Annotated in this window: 22 protein-coding genes; 10 read left to right on the forward strand and 12 right to left on the reverse strand. The window is 44.1% G+C overall.

Features of this window, described 5'->3' with window-relative positions; all coding sequences use genetic code 11:
* Positions 1 to 21: 21 nt before the first annotated feature.
* Both AF333_RS03945 and AF333_RS03950 read left to right on the forward strand, forming a co-directional pair.
* Positions 22 to 480, forward strand: a complete 459-nt coding sequence (locus tag AF333_RS03945) for a DUF6884 domain-containing protein (RefSeq protein ID WP_043068521.1) — start codon at positions 22 to 24, stop codon at positions 478 to 480.
* Between the two features lie 148 nt (positions 481 to 628).
* The gene (locus tag AF333_RS03950) at positions 629 to 1,294 is read left to right on the forward strand and encodes a class I SAM-dependent methyltransferase (RefSeq protein WP_043068562.1); all 666 of its coding nucleotides are present in this window, start codon (positions 629 to 631) and stop codon (positions 1,292 to 1,294) included.
* Between the two features lie 355 nt (positions 1,295 to 1,649).
* Here AF333_RS03950 and AF333_RS33390 read toward each other — a convergent pair whose 3' ends face one another.
* The 4 genes from AF333_RS33390 to AF333_RS03965 all read right to left on the reverse strand — a co-directional run bounded on the left by AF333_RS33390 (position 1,650) and on the right by AF333_RS03965 (position 4,984).
* Positions 1,650 to 1,847, reverse strand: a complete 198-nt coding sequence (locus AF333_RS33390; protein WP_161806140.1) for a hypothetical protein — start codon at positions 1,845 to 1,847, stop codon at positions 1,650 to 1,652.
* Positions 1,848 to 2,009: 162 nt separating this feature from the next.
* A complete protein-coding gene (lplT, locus tag AF333_RS03960; RefSeq protein ID WP_043068523.1) occupies positions 2,010 to 3,209 on the reverse strand; it encodes a lysophospholipid transporter LplT in 1,200 nt (399 codons plus the stop codon).
* A 383-nt stretch (positions 3,210 to 3,592) separates the two neighbouring features.
* Complete coding sequence (locus tag AF333_RS33395; protein ID WP_158502532.1) at positions 3,593 to 3,739, reverse strand: hypothetical protein; 147 nt, start codon at positions 3,737 to 3,739, stop codon at positions 3,593 to 3,595.
* A 69-nt stretch (positions 3,740 to 3,808) separates the two neighbouring features.
* Positions 3,809 to 4,984, reverse strand: coding sequence for an RNA-guided endonuclease InsQ/TnpB family protein (locus AF333_RS03965; protein ID WP_052812372.1), 1,176 nt, complete (start codon positions 4,982 to 4,984; stop codon positions 3,809 to 3,811).
* Positions 4,985 to 5,498: 514 nt separating this feature from the next.
* Here AF333_RS03965 and AF333_RS03970 point away from each other — a divergent pair.
* The 3 genes from AF333_RS03970 to AF333_RS03980 all read left to right on the forward strand — a co-directional run bounded on the left by AF333_RS03970 (position 5,499) and on the right by AF333_RS03980 (position 8,407).
* Positions 5,499 to 6,548, forward strand: coding sequence for a DctP family TRAP transporter solute-binding subunit (locus AF333_RS03970; protein WP_080787961.1), 1,050 nt, complete (start codon positions 5,499 to 5,501; stop codon positions 6,546 to 6,548).
* A gap of 61 nt (positions 6,549 to 6,609) precedes the next feature.
* Complete coding sequence (locus AF333_RS03975) at positions 6,610 to 7,155, forward strand: TRAP transporter small permease (RefSeq protein WP_043068524.1); 546 nt, start codon at positions 6,610 to 6,612, stop codon at positions 7,153 to 7,155.
* On the forward strand, positions 7,136 to 8,407 hold the full coding sequence (locus AF333_RS03980) for a TRAP transporter large permease (protein ID WP_043068525.1): 1,272 nt from the start codon (positions 7,136 to 7,138) through the stop codon (positions 8,405 to 8,407). Before AF333_RS03975 ends, AF333_RS03980 begins: the two co-directional genes overlap by 20 nt.
* A 252-nt stretch (positions 8,408 to 8,659) precedes the next feature.
* On the opposite strand, the gene AF333_RS03985 is transcribed toward AF333_RS03980, so the two are convergent.
* Together AF333_RS03985 and AF333_RS03990 are read right to left on the reverse strand one after the other, a co-directional pair.
* The gene (locus AF333_RS03985; protein WP_043068526.1) at positions 8,660 to 8,977 is read right to left on the reverse strand and encodes a hypothetical protein; all 318 of its coding nucleotides are present in this window, start codon (positions 8,975 to 8,977) and stop codon (positions 8,660 to 8,662) included.
* 157 nt (positions 8,978 to 9,134) lie between these two features.
* Positions 9,135 to 9,722 carry a DUF502 domain-containing protein gene (locus tag AF333_RS03990; protein WP_043068527.1) on the reverse strand — a complete coding sequence of 196 codons (588 nt, stop codon included), beginning with the start codon at positions 9,720 to 9,722 and terminating at the stop codon, positions 9,135 to 9,137.
* Positions 9,723 to 9,943: 221 nt separating this feature from the next.
* Here AF333_RS03990 and AF333_RS03995 point away from each other — a divergent pair, with 221 nt between their 5' ends.
* The 4 genes from AF333_RS03995 to AF333_RS04010 all read left to right on the forward strand — a co-directional run bounded on the left by AF333_RS03995 (position 9,944) and on the right by AF333_RS04010 (position 14,421).
* A complete protein-coding gene (locus AF333_RS03995) occupies positions 9,944 to 11,011 on the forward strand; it encodes an HD-GYP domain-containing protein (RefSeq protein ID WP_043068528.1) in 1,068 nt (355 codons plus the stop codon).
* Positions 11,012 to 11,126: 115 nt separating this feature from the next.
* Positions 11,127 to 11,909 carry an ABC transporter ATP-binding protein gene (locus AF333_RS04000; protein WP_043068529.1) on the forward strand — a complete coding sequence of 261 codons (783 nt, stop codon included), beginning with the start codon at positions 11,127 to 11,129 and terminating at the stop codon, positions 11,907 to 11,909.
* Positions 11,910 to 11,939: 30 nt separating this feature from the next.
* Positions 11,940 to 13,301 (forward strand): FAD-binding oxidoreductase, encoded by a 1,362-nt coding sequence (locus AF333_RS04005; RefSeq protein ID WP_043068530.1) that lies wholly within the window; start codon positions 11,940 to 11,942, stop codon positions 13,299 to 13,301.
* A gap of 61 nt (positions 13,302 to 13,362) precedes the next feature.
* On the forward strand, positions 13,363 to 14,421 hold the full coding sequence (locus AF333_RS04010; protein ID WP_043068531.1) for an ABC transporter substrate-binding protein: 1,059 nt from the start codon (positions 13,363 to 13,365) through the stop codon (positions 14,419 to 14,421).
* A gap of 53 nt (positions 14,422 to 14,474) precedes the next feature.
* Here AF333_RS04010 and ytvI read toward each other — a convergent pair whose 3' ends face one another.
* From ytvI to AF333_RS04025, 3 genes are all read right to left on the reverse strand, one after another.
* The gene (gene ytvI / locus AF333_RS04015; protein ID WP_043068532.1) at positions 14,475 to 15,509 is read right to left on the reverse strand and encodes a sporulation integral membrane protein YtvI; all 1,035 of its coding nucleotides are present in this window, start codon (positions 15,507 to 15,509) and stop codon (positions 14,475 to 14,477) included.
* 5 nt (positions 15,510 to 15,514) lie between these two features.
* Complete coding sequence (locus AF333_RS04020) at positions 15,515 to 16,456, reverse strand: cation diffusion facilitator family transporter (protein ID WP_264760750.1); 942 nt, start codon at positions 16,454 to 16,456, stop codon at positions 15,515 to 15,517.
* Between the two features lie 173 nt (positions 16,457 to 16,629).
* Positions 16,630 to 16,827 carry a ChaB family protein gene (locus AF333_RS04025; protein ID WP_043068534.1) on the reverse strand — a complete coding sequence of 66 codons (198 nt, stop codon included), beginning with the start codon at positions 16,825 to 16,827 and terminating at the stop codon, positions 16,630 to 16,632.
* Positions 16,828 to 16,953: 126 nt separating this feature from the next.
* On the opposite strand from AF333_RS04025, the gene AF333_RS04030 reads away from it, so the two are divergent.
* Positions 16,954 to 18,006, forward strand: a complete 1,053-nt coding sequence (locus AF333_RS04030) for a DHH family phosphoesterase (protein ID WP_052812373.1) — start codon at positions 16,954 to 16,956, stop codon at positions 18,004 to 18,006.
* Between the two features lie 18 nt (positions 18,007 to 18,024).
* On the opposite strand, the gene AF333_RS04035 is transcribed toward AF333_RS04030, so the two are convergent.
* The 3 genes from AF333_RS04035 to AF333_RS04045 all read right to left on the reverse strand — a co-directional run bounded on the left by AF333_RS04035 (position 18,025) and on the right by AF333_RS04045 (position 19,822).
* Entirely contained in the window at positions 18,025 to 18,207 is a 183-nt protein-coding gene (locus AF333_RS04035; protein ID WP_043068535.1) for a hypothetical protein, read from the reverse strand.
* Positions 18,208 to 18,381: 174 nt separating this feature from the next.
* Positions 18,382 to 18,792 (reverse strand): MerR family transcriptional regulator, encoded by a 411-nt coding sequence (locus AF333_RS04040; RefSeq protein ID WP_043068536.1) that lies wholly within the window; start codon positions 18,790 to 18,792, stop codon positions 18,382 to 18,384.
* A gap of 22 nt (positions 18,793 to 18,814) precedes the next feature.
* Positions 18,815 to 19,822, reverse strand: a complete 1,008-nt coding sequence (locus tag AF333_RS04045; protein WP_043068537.1) for a medium chain dehydrogenase/reductase family protein — start codon at positions 19,820 to 19,822, stop codon at positions 18,815 to 18,817.
* Between the last annotated feature and the right edge of the window lie 286 nt (positions 19,823 to 20,108).

The following is a 20,108-nucleotide window of genomic DNA, read 5'->3' on the forward strand; positions in this document are numbered from 1 at the left end:
AAAGGATGGGAAAAATAAACAATGAAAAATAGACTTTGTATTACACCGTGCGGAGCGGCTAAAATATGGGACAGGTATCCTGAGCAGGGAGGCGTTCCAGCAAAGGAGGCGTATATTAGTGCCTTCGGAACCGCATGTCATACATATGCTGATACATTCTTCGACCACTGGGTTATTCTTTCGGCCAAGCATGGCTTTCTTTTCCCTACAGATATTGTTCCCGAAAACTACGACCTTGCATTTAACTCTGGTAGTCCGGATATTATTTCAACAGAAGAATTAAAACGGCAGGCGAAAGAAAAGGGATTGGATACTTTCGATGAACTTGTTATTGTGGCGGGCCGAAAGCATATAAAGGTCGTGCAAGAAGTATTCGGCAAAGATTGTATGTATCGCTTTCCTCTACAGGGCTGTAAAGGGATTGGATACATGTTGCAAAAGCTGAAAAAAGCTGTTAAAGAAAATAGAGAAATCGATTAGCCATAAGTATGTTATAGCGTTTCGAAAAGGCTTCCTATTGTACGAGAGGAGGCTTTTTTATATAATGTATATAAAGCTTATGGATTTAATCAGGTTAATAGATTTTGTGGGAACACATGCATATAGTACAGCAAAAGGGGGATACATCATGAAAGAACGCGAAGTGCAATTTAACCACATATTTGAACAATGGGCAAATGAGTACGATCAGACGGTAGTTGATAGGGATGGTGAATATGCGGAGGTTTTCGAAGGATATGAACAAATCCTGCATAGGGTAGTACAAGAACTGAAGCTGCCAGTAGAAAGTCGGGTATTGGAAATCGGTGTTGGTACTGGCAATTTGACCCGATTGCTGCTTTCTAAAGAGTGGAAAGTATTCGGAATTGATCCTTCGCCGGATATGCGAAGCATAGCCTCTCAGAAACTACCGAATTTTACAATACAAGACGGTCATTTTCTGTCTGTACCAGAATCTGTCGGGCGGGTAGACGGTATCGTTAGTACGTATGCATTTCATCATCTTACGGATGAACAAAAAGCGCGTGCTATCCAGCAGCTAACTGATAGGCTGAACGATGATGGAATGATTGTATTTGCTGATACAGCCTATGCCGATGAAAAAGCGAAGCAGGCAATACATCAGAAGGTAAAGGAACAAAAAGCTTTTGCATTGCTAGAGGATTTGAGGACAGAATATTATCCACTAGTTTCAACCATGCAGCACATTTTTGAAGGGGCAGGATTAGATTTTGCTTCCCATCAGTTGAATAAATATGTCTGGTTGTTTTCTGGAAAAAAAACTGCTCGATAAGAGCGTTTTTTTTATGTAAGTTGGTTTCAAATCATTGAAAGTGTGGAAATGTACAAAAAATGTATTTAATTTGAGGAATACTTACATAAATAAGCGTAAAGTCCCTCGTGAAGCCTGGGAGTTTAAGATACATTTATAGAAGCGAATCTTGATTTTGTAGAGACAATAAAACTAGTCGTTCACTGTATACAATGACAGTGGAACTATATATTTTGGACGACAGGGGAAAGTGATATGGCAGTATACTTAGGTTATCTTGGACTTTTTCTAATTTCTTTTATCGTTCTGGGTATTTTTTATCATAACACAATGAGAAATAAGTTGCGTTCGCTATATTTTTTGTTCTTTGCTTTTACTACATATACCCTTCTTTGTAATTTATATTTTCACTTGCTTTTAGATGCCCACTTTCTGGTTTTCTACGCAGCGCAGGGTTGGTTTGTTTTCTCTTATTTGTTAAGAAGGGGAAAGAAGCAGCAAGCCCGTCCGCACCAAGAATCAATTCGGCCTCCGACTTCTTTCCCTGTAGAAAAGGAAAGAGAGTACGTAGCACAATAAAACAAAATTTCCATCAGAGGGGGATTTTCTTCATCCCCCTACTGATGGCTCGTTGTGCGTATCGGGTTCTTACTGCCTATTGGATTGGGATAAAACTGAATGGTATGGTTTGAAATATGGAAGCAGGAAATGTACCCTGCTTTTTTTTGTGCCTGCTCTAAGAAGAATATGTGCTTTCGGTAAGCGGTTCTTCAGAAGAAGGGAGCTTTTTCTTTAGGAAGTGCAGATAGAGTACGAAGCCGAGCAACACGATTCCTACGGTTGCGATAGATACGGGGGCATTGACCTCAGCGCGGGTTGCACCCGTATAAATGCCCATGCCGAGCAACATCATCGTATTGTTGACAAAGTTCTGAACAGCGACCGCTTTACCCGTCCCGCTTATTCTGTGTCCTTCATCCTGTAGCACGGTATTCATCGGTACAATAAAGGCACCACCCATGAATCCAATGGCCATCAATACTGCAATAATAAGATAAAGATTGGAGACGAAAATAGATGCGATAACGATAAGAGCCATCATCAGTCCATACAAATAGGAACGATAATATTTATGTGCTGGAATCAAGTATGGCGTAGCCAGCGAGCCAATAATAATTCCAACGCCGGTCACTGCGACCAGCATCGAGATTTTATCCAGTGAAGTAATGCCGAACATTAACGGAATCCAGGCAATGAATGCGAAACGGAGAACCGTTGACGACATCCAGAATGAACAGGTGCCCACCAGCGAAAAACGACACTTCGGATTTGAGAAGAACAGTTTTACGTCTGAGATGAAATCCGAAAGCGCCCGGCTGTAGCGCAAGGATGAATTGCCCGGCATCCGTGGGATGGCGAGCGTTCCGGCCATAGAGATAAGATATAGACCGATACAGACAGCCATCGACCAGAATAGCGAATACTCCGCTAGCATCCCGCCAGCAACAGAGCCTGCGAGAATGGCGAATATCGTATAGCCCTCGATTTTACCGTTTGCTCTCAGTAAAGCGTCCTTAGTGTCCGTCAACTCAGGCAGAATACCGTATTTCGCAGGGCTGTAGGTCACGGCCCCGATGCCGACCACAAGGTAGCTGAATACGGGCGATATGCCAGTCATCAGCAGTAGAATACCGGCTGCTTTGACGATATTGCCTATAAGTAATACGTAGGATTTGGCGTTGCGGTCGGCGAATGGTCCGACAAACGGAGCACATACGACATATGCCAACAAAAACGCGGATTGAACCAGACCGATATAGAATCCTGGATAGTTTTCCTGACGCATAATCGCAAGTACGATAAAAATAATCATGTTGTCTGCGAACGCAGATAGAAATTGAGTAAAATAAAGGGCTTTAAGCGGTGCAACGCGCATGTTTTTCTTTCCTTTCTCAGGACTCCGCCCATTGTTTTAACGTAACGTAATCAACTTTGCCGCTGCCGAGCAGAGGCAGAGATTTAACATTCTTCCGAAAGAAGTCTCCCACTTCTAAACGTGAAGGTGCTTTCGTCACCAGTGAAAGTGGGAGATGAATGTCGGTTAGGCGTAGCCTCACGCTGTTTCTTACAGAACATACGATCTCCTGATATACTTGTCTTAGTCTACTCTAATCAGGGTTATATGAGGAGAGAGTGCCTATGATTCGTGCGAAGAAAGTCGATTTCAGAGCTTTCAAAACCGATACGGACCGATTATTTGCCTGTAATCGGGAGTCAGCTCTTGTCTGGAATGTATGATTTAGAGTAAGCAAGGCGGGTTCAGTGACATCCTCTCTCCACTAAAAGTGAAGAGCTTCCCTGTGGAAGTGCGGGGGCGACTTGCTCCAGTAGAGGTGGTGTCTCACGACAGGACCCGTTGTTCCATTTCTGACCTACCTTCATCACAGACGCCAGAGATCGTGCCACGGCGATCCTCCTGCCGGGATTCTACCCGACAGGCACCTTGTCTATCACAAAAATCGACCCGGATTTTTGCTACACCGCAAGGCTCGTGCACAAGGCAATGTTTCTTGCTGCATTCTGATCGGCATGATTGTTATGCCCACATTTTTGGCAGTGGAAGCGATCTCGATGGCGGTTCTTCTTGTCAATATGCTTGCAAACATGACACATTTGAGATGTATAGCGCGGATCAACAAAGAGAACCTGTACATGGTATTTTTCTGCTTGTTCCACAATGCATTGCTGCAGCTGATAAAAGGACCAGGAATGGAGGATCCGATCCGCTCGGTTCGTCGTATGACATGTTTCCCGGATGTTGCCCAGATTCTCCATTTTAATCACAGGTCGATCAAACTGCAGAGCAAAATCGACAATCTGCCTGGCCAACTTACGGTTATAATCCTTCATCCAACGGCTTTCTTTATGTCCCAGACGCATGATCGCACGCAGTGCTTTCTTTTTTCCTAAGGAACGTCGCAGGGAACGATAGTGACGCCGAATATAGCCGACTTCTTTGCCAGAGAAAAATTGCCGCTTGCCGCTGACCGGTTCTGAAACGACGGCAAGATGACGGAGGCCGAGATCAATACCAATCGAAGTACGGGGAAGAATCGAGAGCGTAGAAAGCGGACAAGCCACTTCTACCGGAATGGCAAGATACCAGCTTTCTCCTTTACGAAGAAGCTGAATCGTGCAGCGAAAGGCTCTGTTTATATCAGACCGAACGTGCTTTTCTGTCCATTCTCCAGTCCTTCGGTTTTTCACTTGCTTGGTCTGCTTTACAATATTTGGTTCAAAAAAAGAGAAATAGTGTTTGACAAAATCATTTTCTTCGACAGGGATGTATTTTTTCTTGGAGGAGACAACGAACCCGATGTACCATCGCCCGTTTTTCTGTTTCGTATCCCAGTTTTGATTGTTGATGTTGATGGGGAGACGGGATTTGAATACCGGCACTTTCTTTGCCGAACCCGATTGATAATCAGACACCGCTTTTTTCGCGCGTTGAATGGCCTCGTTACGAATGGCAGACTTCAAATTAGCTTCTACATTGGCCGAAGATAACGTTTCACCTGCTATCAAACGAGGGATGCAGGCATTGATGCAATCCGCATAGGCTCGCTGGGCTTCTCGCCATTCGGTTTGTTTTCGTTTCGTCGGGTTTTTTAGTTTAACAAGATGTGTGATTCTTTTCACTTTCGGTTTCATTTTCTCACCTCTTTTACACCTATTGTACAAAATAACGAACGTACGTTTTAATCTCTATCTGAATTTTTTATCTTTATCTTTCTTATTTATACCGCATTCATCCACCTCAGTCGGAATGAAGGGCGTTCTGCGGCTTGATCGTAAAATCGACGGTGTCGAGACTCTTTATGGAGACCTTGAATAGCCCATTGGTCACCATGCGTAGCAGCGGATCGGCAATCGCCATCGGTTTCCCCTCATTTCTTATTTTTTGTTTTAGAAAATTATACCAACCTCCATTTTATCCTACAATTGTTTTTGGTATGAGGGTCAAAAGTATGTAGTTTTTTATCGATTTTTGTAGGGTGCCATCGTGAACATAATGAACAAAATATTTACAAAATGAACAAAAATTGATTTCTGTTTTTTTGGAAAATAAAATAAAAATTGCCAATTGAAAACGTTTACCTAAAGAAAATGAATCAAAAGACTCATGGTAAACAGGTTATAAGAAACAAAAAAGAGGGGGAAAAAATTGAAAAAGGTACTATCTTTATTCTTAACTATCATGATGATGGTCCTGCTTGCAGCCTGTGGTGGAGGCGGAGAGAAAAAGGCAGCAGACTCGAAACCAGTGGAAGGGGGCGGAGAAAAACAGAAAGACGCCATCGTGATTAAATTCTCGCACGTGACCTCGGCTGACAGCGTAAAAGGAAAAGCCGCGCAAAAATTCGCGGATCTGGCAGCCGAAAAAACAGGTGGGAAGGTAAAAGTAGAAGTGTATCCGTCTTCGCAATTATACGGTGACAAAGAAGAGTTGGATGCGCTCGTTTCAGGCAACGTACAAATGATTGCACCTTCCGTAACGAAGATGGTAAAGCTCGACCCGCGTTGGCAGTATGTAGACATGCCGTTCTTATTTAAGGATCGTAAGCACTCACTGAAATTCTTCCAGAGTGACCTGGCAAAGCAGTTATTAAACGGCGAGCAACTGGTTGGAAACGATATTATGGGACTTGCCTTCTGGGAGAATGGGTTTAAACAGTTCACCAACAACAAAAAGCCACTTAAAACCCCGGCAGATTTCAAAGGTCTGAAATTCCGGGCACAGGCTGGAAAAGTGCTAGAAGGACAGTTTAAAGCTCTGGATGCAGGTTCTGCCACGATTCCGTTTGGTGACACGTATGCTGCACTGCAGCAAGGTACGGTAGATGGACAGGAGAACACGTATAACAATATGGATACACAGAAATATCAGGAAGTGCAAAAGTATATGACGGTGAGCAACCATGGCCGTCTTGATTATGCTATCTTCGTAAACAAGCCGTTTTGGGATGGGATGCCGGAAGATGTTCGTACAAAAGTAGAGGAAGCGCTGAAAGAAGCGACTGAGTATGAATGGAAGCTTGCTGCTGAAGATAATGATAAGAGCTATGAAAATCTTAAGAATTCCGGGAAAATGCAGATTACAGAACTGACGGATGCTGAGCGCGCCGAGCTGGAAAAAGCGTTGCAACCGGTGTACGAGGAGTTCAAAAGCGTAATTACGCCTGAGTTAATCGATGGAATTAAAAATCTGAAATAGAACTAATGAGGGGGCACTATACCGTTAGTGCTCTTTCTTTTTCAAAGAAGGGGGAGAAGAGATGAAAAGCCTGAGAAAGGCGTGGGATTTATTCGAAGACATCGCTGCGGGTACATTTTTGTCTGTGGGGATTGCATTGATTTTTTATGGAGTAATGATGCGTTATGCGTTCAATGAACCGAAAGCTTGGGTAGAAGAAGTGGCTAACTATACGATTGTTTGGGGAGCGCTCTTGGGAGTACCGGTCGCGTTGCGTAATAATCACCATATTCAGGTGGATATGGTGTATGATAAGCTGCCGCGGGGAGCACAGCGTGCTGTAGATATCTTTGCGAGCGTTATGGGCGTTCTGTTTTGTATCTTCTTTACGTACTACGGCTATGTGCTGGTAGCCAAACGCTATGTATCTGGTATGGTATCGATGGATGTTGGTATTCCGATGTGGCTTGTCTATTTAATTCTTCCGATTTCCGGTATTATGTTTTTCTTTCGGTTTTTGGAGAAGCTGGTGCAGGCGTTGCGTGGAGAGAAGATTGTTAATACGGTAGATATGGTAGAACTGCCGAAAGAGAAGGAGGATGCGCCGCATGGTCCTCACGCTATTTAGTTCTTTCGTGATTATGATGTTGCTGCGGGTACCGATTGCGATTAGTCTGTCCCTAGCGACCGTATTTGTTCTTATGCAATCGGATTTTAACATGAATATGGTGCCACAGCGGATGTTCTCAGCGCTGGATTCGTTTCCTCTGATGGCGATTCCAGGCTTCGTATTGGCCGGGGTCATCCTGGCGCGCGGCGGCATCTCCAAGTATCTAATTGAAGCGCTGCGTACATGGGTTGGCCACTTGCCGGGTGGCTTGTCTGTTGTGACGATTCTTGCATGTATGGTATTTGCGGCGATTTCTGGCTCCAGTCCGGCAACGGCAGCTGCGATCGGATCGATTATGATTCCTGCGATGGTCAGTGCAGGATATGACAAGAAATACTCTATGGGCCTAGTCGCCGCCGCAGGTACGTTAGGCATTCTAATTCCACCAAGCATTCCGCTCATTATCTACGGTATTACAGCCGAAGAGTCAATCGGTAAGCTATTCATGGCTGGAGTCATTCCAGGTGTATTGTTGGGTGGAGTGCTCATCGTGTCTGCGATTTACTATGCCAAAAGAAATGGATACGGTAGCGATGAGAAATCTTCGGGGCAAGCAAGAATAAAAGCCTCTATTAAAGCGCTATGGGGAGCGCTTCTTCCAATTTTGATTCTAGGGAGTATCTATACCGGAGTGGCGACACCGACGGAATCAGCCGTTATCGCAGTCGTCTACGGTTTGATTGTATCTGTAGGTATTTATCGGGAGATGGGACTGAAAGATGTACGTCCGATTATGGTAGAGACGATTAACATTACCTCGATGATTTTCCTTATCATCGCCGCAGCTAGCTTGTTTGGTCTGTACCTGACTAATGAACAGGTACCACAAACAGTAGGGGCATGGATTGCAGAAAGTGATATGAATAAGTGGACGTTCTTCCTTATCGTCAATATTCTATTCTTTATTATGGGAACGTTCCTTGAGGCAGTATCTGTCATCTTGATTACGCTACCTATTTTACTTCCGATTATTAAACACCTGGGCATCGATCCGATTCATTTCGCGATTGTTATGACCGTAAACATGGAATTGGCAATGATTACACCGCCGGTAGGCTTGAATTTATTCGTTGTAGGTGGAATTGCGAAGGAGAAACTGGAGGTTGTAGTAAGGGGAGTCATTCCGTTTATTATCCTGTTTATTGTTGTACTGGCATTCTTTGTTATGCTCCCGCAATTGTCTTTGTGGTTGCCGAACATGATGCAATAGCAAGACAGAAAAAGAAAATAGATGTCACTATAAGCGGATGTTCAAAAAGTCCGGGAAACAGAGCTGCGAATTTCTGCGTTGCGTTGCCCCTCCGCTGCTCACGTAGTCTCACCTACGCTCCGCTGCTCGGGCCTGCCGCGCCTTGAACTTCACGGCTCTGTTTGTCCTCCTTTTTGAACACGCTCTATAAAGCGAGGAAGTGACATCTATTTTCTACTGAATCAGCTTGCTTGAAAAACTCGCGAACTCTTCTTATTTTAAAATCGAAAGAATGTAAGATACGAAAATAATCCAGATTAAGTCCAAACAAGCTAATACCATCGTCGTAATTGAGATTTGTAGAAAAAATGAATTGTGTGCGAGATATTTTTTGGCCGGCACAATCGTAGAGATAGCCAAAGCCATTCCGAGCAGTACCGTAACCCACTGTAGAACAATGAGTAGTGTGCTGTACGAAGTGAAGGATGAGAAGATAGAGAACAACGAAATTAGTAAAGAGCAAAAGACCAAGAGAAGACTGGTAATTGTTCTGGCGGATACTTTTCTTTCTATTAAATCCACGCGAGACATGATGTTTCTTCCCCCTTTTATAATATTGTTTTTTCTATCCTTACATTACCCCTTTATTTAACAACATAAAACAGATTATGGTATTGTTTTTGAAGGAAGAGAATAGGAGAGAAGAAGTGGATGAATTAAGAAAAAAGTCATAAAAAACAAGCGCCGGTTATCCCGATGCTTGTTCTTCTTCTTTATTCGATGCTACACCAGCTGTTAAGCAGAATCGCATCGCCTCTTCGACAGGTGTATCGATAAACGTTACGTTCTCTCGTGCATACAGGCGGAGTTCCCCGCTTACTTGGAGTGCATGCGGCATATAGACAGCGATATAATCCTTATCCAGTTGGAAAGCTGTAACATCTTCTGTGGTGAGAAATCCGATGCGTTTTCCGCCGTCTTCGTGTGTTACGAGCACGACCTGAGAGAATGCTCGTTTTTCACCAATAAGAGAGTGGATCGTATCTTTAACCATACTATAAACCGTTTTTAATCCCGGAAAGCGAGTAATCAATCGCTCTGTCCACATAAGCAGTTTGCGGCTGAGCCAGAGCTGACTGACAAACCCGATGAAAATAAGCAAACCTATTGTAACAACAATACCAAGCCCTGTGATAGTGGGCAAGTTCATAGATACAAGAAGCTTCTTGCCCAGGCTATCTACTAGCCTGAAAATATAAATCAAAATATAGATAGTAATCCCGATAGGTGCTACCACAAGCAGCCCATTCAAAAACAGTGTGACCAATCGTTTCATAATGTAAAATAAACGCTCCTTTTCACTCTTTCATGCTGAGTAATCATCCTATTCGAACGAAATGTAGAATAGCAAACCACTGGTAAGGTCTTATATAATAAGAAGTAAATAGAATGCGCGGTTATCATTGTTGTGACTCAATAATATACCATTCTGCGCTATAATTACACAATGATAACAAACTCTTGAGAAATTTGGGAAGAGTGAAGGAGAGAAGGGGCATGCGCCATGTTAGTTTAGATCATCTGGAGCCGGGGCAGGTTCTGGCAAAAAGCATCTATGCCAGCGACGGTCGGACGCTATTAAATCAAGGGGTATTGCTGACACCGGGTATGATTAATAAGTTATATCGTATTGGTGTAACCAAAATTTACATAAAAGATGACCGATTTGAAGACATCAAGGTAGAAGAGGTAGTTTCAGAAGAAACTCGTCGTGAAGCCATCTCTCAAGTATCTAATGTAATGGAATGTGTACAGGAAGGAAAAGACTTTGATACGACGTCAGTAGTAAAGACAATGACGAACGTAATCGATGAGATCTTAGCTCAGAAGGATGTATTACTGAATCTTGATGATATTCGTACAAAGGATAATCATCTCTTTATCCATTCATTGAATGTGTGTATCATGTCTACTGTTATCGGCGTAAGTCTTGGATATAGTATAAGCAAGCTGAAAGAACTGGCGCTTGGTGCTCTACTTCATGATATTGGTAAAGTAATGAAAGTTACAGATGACCCGCTCAGACGGTATACACAGGAAGGAAATCATCATGCCTGGATCGGTTTCAATATATTGCGTAAACGCCACGAACTTAGCCTGTCTAGCGCGCATATTGCTTTGCAGCATCACGAGCATGTAGATGGTACTGGAGAGCCGCGTAGTCTTAAAAGTATAGAGATTCACGAGTATGCAAAAATCGTGGCTGTAACGAATTTCTATGATAATCTGATTTCACCGCTTACCCCGGAGCCGACGCTGTTGCCGTATCAGGCAAGCGAGTACTTGATGGGACTGGCCGGCAAGAAGTTCGACCATGAAATTGTCATCCAGTTTTTGCGCTCTATCGCATTGTATCCTACAGGAAGCTCGGTACAGCTTAGCACGGGAGAAATCGGCGTGGTGGTAGGGCAGCATAAAGGTTTGCCGTCTCGTCCTGTGATTCGTGTATTCAAAGAAAGTCATTCTTCCGGCCGCGGAAAATTCGATTATGATGGTACTGAAGTCAAAGAAGTGGATTTAGGGAGGGAAACCACCCTGTTCATTGACTCGGTTCTAAAATCATAAGCCTATATAGACCACTGGAGTGCATCATCCAGTGGTTTTCGTATTTACAAAACTGCCGCGGAATTCTATACTTTTCAGAAAATAGAAACATTCATCCAGGGAAGGGGAAACAATGATGATAATTGATATTAAGAATGTAAGCTGGAAGCGTGATAAAACTTATATACTACAAGATATTACATGGTCTGTGCAACCAGGTGAACACTGGGTCATCATGGGATTGAACGGCTCCGGAAAAACGTCGCTGCTCAATATTATTAATGGATATATGTGGCCTACCAAAGGTGAGGTTAGTGTATTGGGCAAAAAGTTCGGTGAATATGATCTGCGTAAATTGCGTCAATCAATCGGCTGGGTCAGTACTTCTATGCAGGAAAAACTATATAAAAATGAGACGGTAGAAAACATTGTGTTAAGCGGAAAAGTTGCTTCGATGGGACTGCTGTATGAAGAGCAGCAGGCGGAAGATTACGAGAAGGCGTACTATTTGCTTAACCAAATGGGGTGCTGTGGCATGGAAAAGCGAATATACGAGAGTCTGTCACAGGGAGAGAAGCAGCGTGTACTTATTGCCAGGGCGCTGATGGCTTCGCCAAAGCTTCTGATTCTGGATGAACCGGCTACAGGACTGGATATTTTTGCACGTGAGCAGCTGTTGGAGCGAGTCCAAGATATGGGGAGCCAGTCAGGGGGACCGACGCTTATCTACGTATCACATCATGTTGAAGAGATTGTGCCTATTTTCCATCATGTATTGTTGTTGAAAAAAGGACGGATATATGGGGCTGGGAATACACAGGAGCTAATGACATCAGAGAACCTTTCAGAATTCTTCGGTACGGAAGTGGATGTTACATGGCGCAACAAACGGGCCTGGATGCAAGTGGGCAGCGTGTAATACATACTATAGGGAAAAGGAGAGAAAAGGATGTATGTGGACGAACTAAAAAAAATAATTGATGCCGATCGGGTTACTATAAATCCTACCATGCTAGAGCAGCACAGCAAGGATGAATCCTATCATACGCCATGCTTGCCGGATGCAGTAGTGTTTCCGAAAACGACGGAAGAAGTAAGTCGGATTGTTGCCTGGGCGAATGAACGTCATGTGCCCATTATTCCGTTCGGTGTTGCCTCCGGTATGGAGGGTCAGATTATTCCGCAACAAGGCGGCATATCGCTTGATTTTCAATTGATGAATCGTGTGCTTGAAGTGAAACCGCAGGATTTCCTGGTGCGCGTACAGCCGGGTGTAACCCGCATGCAGTTGAATAAAGAGTTGAAAAAGTACGGTTTGTTCTTCTCGGTAGATCCTGGAGCGGACGCAACAATCGGAGGAATGGCAGCTACGAATGCGAGCGGTACGACATCGGTACGCTATGGAATTATGAGGGATCAGGTGAGAGATATGGAGGTAGTACTCGCGGACGGACGGATTATCCATACGGGGAGTATGGCGGCAAAGTCTTCGTCAGGCTATCATCTGAACGGGATCTTCGTTGGTTCAGAAGGAACGCTTGGCGTATTTACCGAACTCACGCTTAAACTATATGGCATTCCAGAAGCGTCTGTAACGGCACGAGCAAGCTTTCCTACAGTAACAGATGCTGTGGCAGCCGCATGCGCGGTTATGGCAGCCGCGATTCCGGTAGCTCGTATGGAGCTAGTAGATGGCAGGTCTATTCAGCAAGTGAATAGGTATAAAGGAACAGGCTATCCCGAGCTTTCTACGCTGTTTTTTGAATTTCACGGCAATGAAGCAGGGCTTGCGCATGACCTTGCCTTTGCGCAGGAAATTGTCGGGGAGCACGGTTGCAGTGATTTCATATCCGAGACGGATTCACTCCGTCAGGCCGCGCTCTGGGAAGCGCGTCATCATCTTGCGTATGCGTTCCTTCACGGCTATCCCGGTAAAAAAGCGATGTCTACGGATGTTTGTCTCCCTCTATCCGAACTGGCAGGAGCTATCGGGCATGCGAGAGAGTTAATCGAGCAAAGCGGGATGGTCGGCGGTATTGTCGGTCATATAGGCGATGGAAATTTTCATTCTCTTCTTATGGTTCAACCGGATAGTTCGGCTGATATCGAACAAGCGGAAGCGATAAACGCACAGATTGTAAGCTATGCGTTAAGCCGGGGCGGTACGTGTACAGGGGAGCATGGGGTCGGCCTTGGCAAAGCGAAATATCAGCGTACGGAGCATGGCGCTGCATTGGATGTAATGTATGCAATGAAACAGATGCTCGATCCGAATAATATTTTGAATCCGGGTAAGATTTTTATCTTTTAATGCGTTGCAGCAATAGTGTATAATGAATTATCAGAAAAAAATAAAAAAATGGGGGAGTTTTATGAAACGCAAGACACGCATCACGAGTGTCTGTTTCCTGCTTCTATGCCTGCTGCTAGCCGCCTGTGGCAATACGCAGACGTCATCGGAACAAAAGCAGGAAGCAGGCGGAGAACAAAAAGCAGGACAAGCTAAAGAAAAAGTAAAAATAGGGATTACTCAACTTATTGAACATCCGTCCCTTGACGCTTCTCGTGAAGGGTTTATTAAAGCTTTGAAAGAGAATGGGTATGCTGATGCGGATATTGAATATCAATCCGCGCAAGGCGATCAGAGCACTGTCGCTTCCATTGCACAGAAATTTGTCGCTGATAAGAAAGACGCTGTTCTAGCGATTTCTACTCCGAGTGCGCAGGCGATGGTACAGGCGACGAAGAATACAGACATCCCGGTCTTCTTTACGGCCATTACTGATCCGATTAGCGCCAAGCTAGTGGATAACCTGGAGAAGCCAGGCAAGAATATTACCGGTTATTCTGATACGCATCCAGAAACGATTAATAAACTGGTTGCGCTGATTAAGGAATTGAAGCAGGATACAAAAAATGTAGGGATTATTTATAATTCAGGGGAAGCCAATTCTGTCGTAAACGTTGAGAATGCTAAAAAGGCACTTGCAGCGAATGGCATGAAAGCGGTAGAAGTCAATGTCAGCAACACGACGGAAGTAAAGCAAGCGGCTGAATCGCTGGTTGGCAAAGCGGACGTCATCTATGTACCGAAAGACAATACGGCAGTGGCAGCACTTAAAACTGTGGTGCAGGTAGCCGAGAAAAATAAAATTCCATTATTTGTGGGCGAGATGGACTCTGTACGTAATGGCGGATTTGCCGGATTCGGAGCCGATTACCAGGACCTTGGCTACCAAACAGGGCTTATGGCTGTAAAAGTACTGAATGGCGAAACAAAAGTAGGCGATTTACCGGTCGGATTCCCGAAAGAACTGCACCTTGGTGTTAACAAAGAAGCCGCCGCCAATGAAGGCATTGATTTTGAGAAAAGTAAGCCTATTATCGAGAAATACAATCCGATCTATTTTGAGAAAACCGAGAAGAAATAAGAAAAAGCAAAAAAGAAGACAGGAGCTGAACAAGCTCGGTCTTCTTTTTGTTTTCAAAAATTAATTTTGAATGTAAGGAAACCGGCTTTGCGCAGGGACTCGTAAATAATAACGAGTGCAGGGCCGAGGATGAGCCCAATAAACCCGAGTAACTGAAAGCCGATGTAGAGGCTGATTAAAGCAGCCAGAGCGCTAATGCCAAGACTTGAACCCAGTACTTTTGGCTCGATAATGCGACGGATAACCGTAATAACGATAAACAAGATAATCAAGCCTACCGCAAGATGCGAATTACCTGTCGCAAAGCTGTATATAGCCCATGGTACAAGAAATGAACCGGTGCCAAGAATCGGTAGAATATCAACAATAACAATGAGCAAAGAGAGTAGCAGGGCATATTTGACGCCCAGAATAAGTAATCCGGTGAGTGCCAATACATACGTAAGCAGGCTTAAAATTACCTGTGCACGTAAGAAGCCGACTGTGGCACGGAATAACTGAGTCATAACCAGCTCCACCTTTTCCCGGGCGGAATCGGTGAATAAATTCAGAAAATTACGGTGTAGGCGCGGCAAATCCAGGCTTATTAAGAACAATGCCACCATGTAGATAATAGCTACGATGAGGAACCCGGGAATTGTAGCTACACCTCCTAGCACAACCTTAGTGATGGCAGTTGCTGAATTGGTCGCCGAATTCTTGAGTGCTTCCATAATGTCCTGTATCGTTGTGTCAGTGTTAAATGGCAGGGTAACGGCATATGTTTCCCATTTCCACATATAATGTTCCAGGAATCCCATTACTTTTGAAGAAAAGGCGGGAAGCTTTTCCGCCACCTCTACGCTCTGTAAGATAAGTACCGAACCTAGCCGGTATCCGCCGAGACCGAATACGGCAAAAAACATGATGAACGTTAGCGTGACAGCCACCAGTCGATTCACATTCACCGTGCGCATTAGCAACTTGACAATCGGCTCAAGGAAAATCGCGGTTAATAGCGCCAGAATGAACGGAATTGCATACGGAATAATGAATATCGCAAGAGCCAGAACAACGAGCCATAAAAGAGTTTTGCGAACAGTCGCCATGTTTTCTACTCCACTTCATTTAGTTTCTCCGGTTTCCAGTCTCTGACTCCATTATCCTCGATTATACCGAGGACGACGTCCGTAATATCCGGATCTTCCATTAGCTTATCCTGTAGACGGAATTTAATATCGTCTGCATCTGCCAAAGCAAGTCCGGGACGCAGCTCCACATAGCTCTCCACATGATAGAATCGACCCTCTTGCACGATGCGCAACCGATTGATGTCCGTTACACATTTATCGCTAAGAAGCATAGTAGCTACCTTCTCCTCTACAGAACGAGGAGCTGCTACACCGATCAGTCCAACCATGTTATCGTAACCGACACGGAACGCTACACCAATCATTAGGAAACCAATAATAATTGTAGCAATTCCATCCAATTCTTTAAAGGTAGTAAAGTGACTTACGGCCACGGCGAGCAGAGCAAGGCATGCTCCACATGTAGCCACCAAATCTTCATAAAAGACGAGTCGGGTCGGGGGAGCGGCCCGCTTGACGTTCTTAAATGAAGAAGAAATAATTCCGAATCCTGTTGCGCCGGAACGTGACTCTTTTGCGATTTCTTTCATGGCCTTAATAAGTACGTAGCCATCTGTGGCTACTGCCAGAAGTAAAATCAACAGGTTGAGCGAAAAATGCGTCGCCTGGGCCGGATGATGAAACAAGTGCCATCCTTCCCGGATAGTCTCATATGCCATAATTGTAACGACAATGACAGCTATCATACAGAAAATGTTGATGACCCGGCCAAAGCCGGTAGGAAAACGGCGTGTAGGCGTGCGTTCGGCGAGCACGCTACCTGTAAAGACAAAAGCCTGGTTTACTGCATCTGCAATGGAATGCATGGTCGTGGCGAACATAGCGCCACTACCGCTGTATGCTGCAGCTAATCCTTTTACAATAGCCAGTGCCGTATTCCCCATTGCAGCCGACGCTGATGTCATGTTTCCTTTTTTAATCAACTTCCAAGTCGTACCCACCAAGAGACCTCCTTCCGTCATTTGTTTTCGTTCTTATAATTTTTACCCACAAAAAGAGGTTTAACGAACAAAATAAGAAATCCGTCCTACGGTCGCTGTATGCTGCAATGGACCGCAAGACGGATTTGCTACAAAGTTTATTTTTTAACCCATTCGCCGTCTTTGTTTTTTCCATATTTTTGTTTCACGGCGCTCCATGCCACTTTATAAGCGGTTTCTTCTTTATCGTATTCTTCGGTGGCAGAATTAAACGCCTCTTTGAAAATTTCCTGCGCGTGAACTGGAAGATTGTCTTTCACACTGTCAGGCAATTCGCTTGTAGAACGATAGGGCATATGACCACATCCTTTCTGTACAAGAAATGTACCCGTTTTGGTTACGTTAAAAACAGCGGAGGGCAAAACTGTGGAATGCTGTTATAATTGATATGGGCGGTTTACTTTTACATGAGGTGTAGATACATGAAGTCACAAGCAAATGCAAGTATGCAGGAATTTCTTGCACGGGCGGAACGCATGGGCATCAAAGTTCAAATCTGTTCAGATAATTTGAATACGTTGTTCAGCGAACCGGAACGCCGCGGGTCGAAGAAATCAAGACCACGTGCTGTTAAGTTATTTACGCATAATGATACAGATGGAGTAAGTTGCGGAATTCTGGGGAAACTGGCGTTTGGCGACGATATTCAAGTCGATTACTCGAATTATGATGATATTAACGACAAGGTCAGTAAGCTTTTGTCATTCCATTTGGATAAGTATGATCAAGTGTTTATTACCGATATCTCGGTAAATGAGGAGCTTGCAGCTCGGATTGAAGGATTGGATTCATACGACAAGAAGAAGTTCCTGCTTCTCGATCACCATCAGACTGCAGATTGGCTTAATCGTTATAAATGGGCGCGGGTAAAGGTAGAATCTGAAGGTGTGAAGGCGAGCGGTACAACATTGTTCTATGACTATCTGGTGCAAGCCGGATTTCTTCTGCCAGATGAAGCGCTGGTCCGCTACGTAGAGCTGGTACGGCAGTATGATACTTGGGATTGGAAAGAGAACGGAAATCAACATGCGAAGCAGCTTAATGACCTGTTTTATATTTTAGGACGGGATAGATTCGTTCAACGTTTTACCGGCAACTCTTCACCGGATTTTACAGACACAGAGACCATGCTGCTGGCAATCGAACAGGAAAAAATCGAAAAATACATAAAAGGAAAATCTAAAGATATTTATGTACAACATGTCCATGGTTATAAAGCGGGCGTCGTCTTTGCAGAGCAGTACATTTCCGAGTTGGGCAACGCGCTGGCGGAATTGAATCCTGAGCTGGATTTTATCGCGATCGTTAATATGTCGCGTGTAATCAGTTACCGCACGATTAAAGAAGAAGTGAACCTGGGAGATGTTGCGGCTATATTCGGCGGGGGCGGGCATGCGAAGGCAGCCGGGAGTCCGGTGCCGAAAGAAATACGGGAGGCCGTCACCAACCTATTATTCGCCGTTCCTATCGCATAAAAGAAGCGCGGAACCCCCTTAATTGGGAGCTTCGCGCTTCTTTTGCATTGCATCCGGTTTGGTGGCCCAGCGGGTAAACGTGTCACGTGAGCTCTCTCCTTGCAGTTGGATTTCTGCTTTCGGCTGTGTCAGTTTGATAAGGTATAAGTATTGACTGACAACAATGTTCTTTACTAAAAAGTAGCTTGAAACAGAAAACATCGTTCAAAACTTCGAACGGTGTTACAAAAATAACATTGACTAACGCAAGCACGAAACAGATTTTCAAGCATTTGTGTGACAAAAAAGTTCTTTACTGTGTCACATAACTAATATTTCCTGATGTTAAAATATATTATCACTTCGAAGTTACAAGGATTATTTCGATAGATTAAGCTAAACGTCCTTTACTGCTTCCGATGCCTGCTCTTTCAGCACATTAGCATAAAAATTTCTTTTATCCTTAGCAACGGCCTTCACAACTTCCAACTGCTTCATTTGTTGTTCCAACTGCCCTATATGCTGCTCCAGAATTTTAATCCGTTTCCGTAATGTATCAGTAATATCTATATCCTTTTCATTTTGAACCAGTAGACATCCGTCTTCTACAAACGTTGCAATATCTTCCAGCTTCATCCCTGTATGCTTTAACCCATATATAAATCGGATAAATCGAAGGTCCTGATCGTCATATCGCCTCTTTCCATCCTGACGTTGAGGATTTGGAAGAAGACCTATTTTTTCGTAATATCTAAGCGTAAATGCCGAAATACCTGTTAATTTGGATACTTCACCGATTGAATACATGGGGCTTGCACCTCTCCTTTCATTAACTGATTAAAACAATCTTCCCGACAGCTAAAGACTTCTCAAGCAATTCCTGTGCATATGCCGCTTCCTGCAGCGGAATTCGATGGGAAATTAAAGGATTTAATTTCCCTTCCTCTAACAGTGAGAAGAGGTGTCGTACATCCTCCCGAAACCAATCCAGCTTCTCCTTTTTTAAAGCGGTTATGCTATATAGATGGATGGGATTACCTCTTTCCGTAGTATTCTTTCTCTCCAAACTCTTCCAGCCGTTCAACCAATCATCTGGCTGTCCTTTCTCAAGAATTGAAGTATAGCCATAGCCTATGAATCGGCCGTTCTTGCTTAAGGTTTGAAACGAACGTTCCCAGTTTTGTCCTCCAATTGGGTCAAACACAGCATCCATGCCCTCAGGCGCCTGTTGATGCAAAACATGAACAAAATCTTCATTCCGATAATCGATCGGTGTTGCGCCATGTTGAGAAACGATTTGGTGTTTGGTCGAAGAAGCTGTGCCAAACATTTTCAATTTCGCAAGTCTTCCAAGCTCAAGCAGTGCGGTACCAACGCCTCCGCTTGCACCATGAATAAGAATACTTTCTCCCTCAGAAACCCTCGCAATGCGATGAAGCATTTGATAAGCAGTTACATAATTTAGGATAATAGCAACCGACAAAGCGGCATCTATATGAGCGGGAACGGTGACCAACTCGTCAATCTTCGCATACACATACGCTGCATAGCCACCAGTGCCATTAAAAAAGACAGCGACTCTTTCCCCTGTTGAAAATTGTTGCACATCTTCCCCTAACTGGTCAACAATTCCGACAATATCGTACCCCGGTGTAAAAGGAGGTGTTGGTGACAAAGGATAAACACCCTCTCGTCTCATGATATCTGCAAGGGCGACTCCCGCACTTTCGACTTTAACACGAATCTCTCCTTTTCGGGGCGCACGCAGGGGCTCCTTTATCACATTAATGACTTCTGATCCTCCGTATTTGTTTACAATCACACGTGTGTTTAACATCTGCATCTCTCCTCTAGTGGGGATTAAAAGATGCCTGTATTGTACTTGTTAGAGTAAACTCGAAGTCAAGCATATGAAATAAAAAACTTTCTGCCACTTATGATACGCTTCATCATATCTTTAGTAGACTATCCGCTCATTAGCTTAGGATAGACGAAAAAGAAAAACATTTATAACAATGAGTTAAGAACATTTTTGTCACTTAACAATAAGCCTTCTGTCCCTTACATCTGTGTAAACTCCGCTTCAATGGGCACAGGATCGCATTGCTGAATTACGCCAGTTG

The sequence above is a fragment of the Aneurinibacillus migulanus genome (assembly GCF_001274715.1).
Classification (GTDB): Bacteria; Bacillota; Bacilli; order Aneurinibacillales; family Aneurinibacillaceae; genus Aneurinibacillus; species Aneurinibacillus migulanus.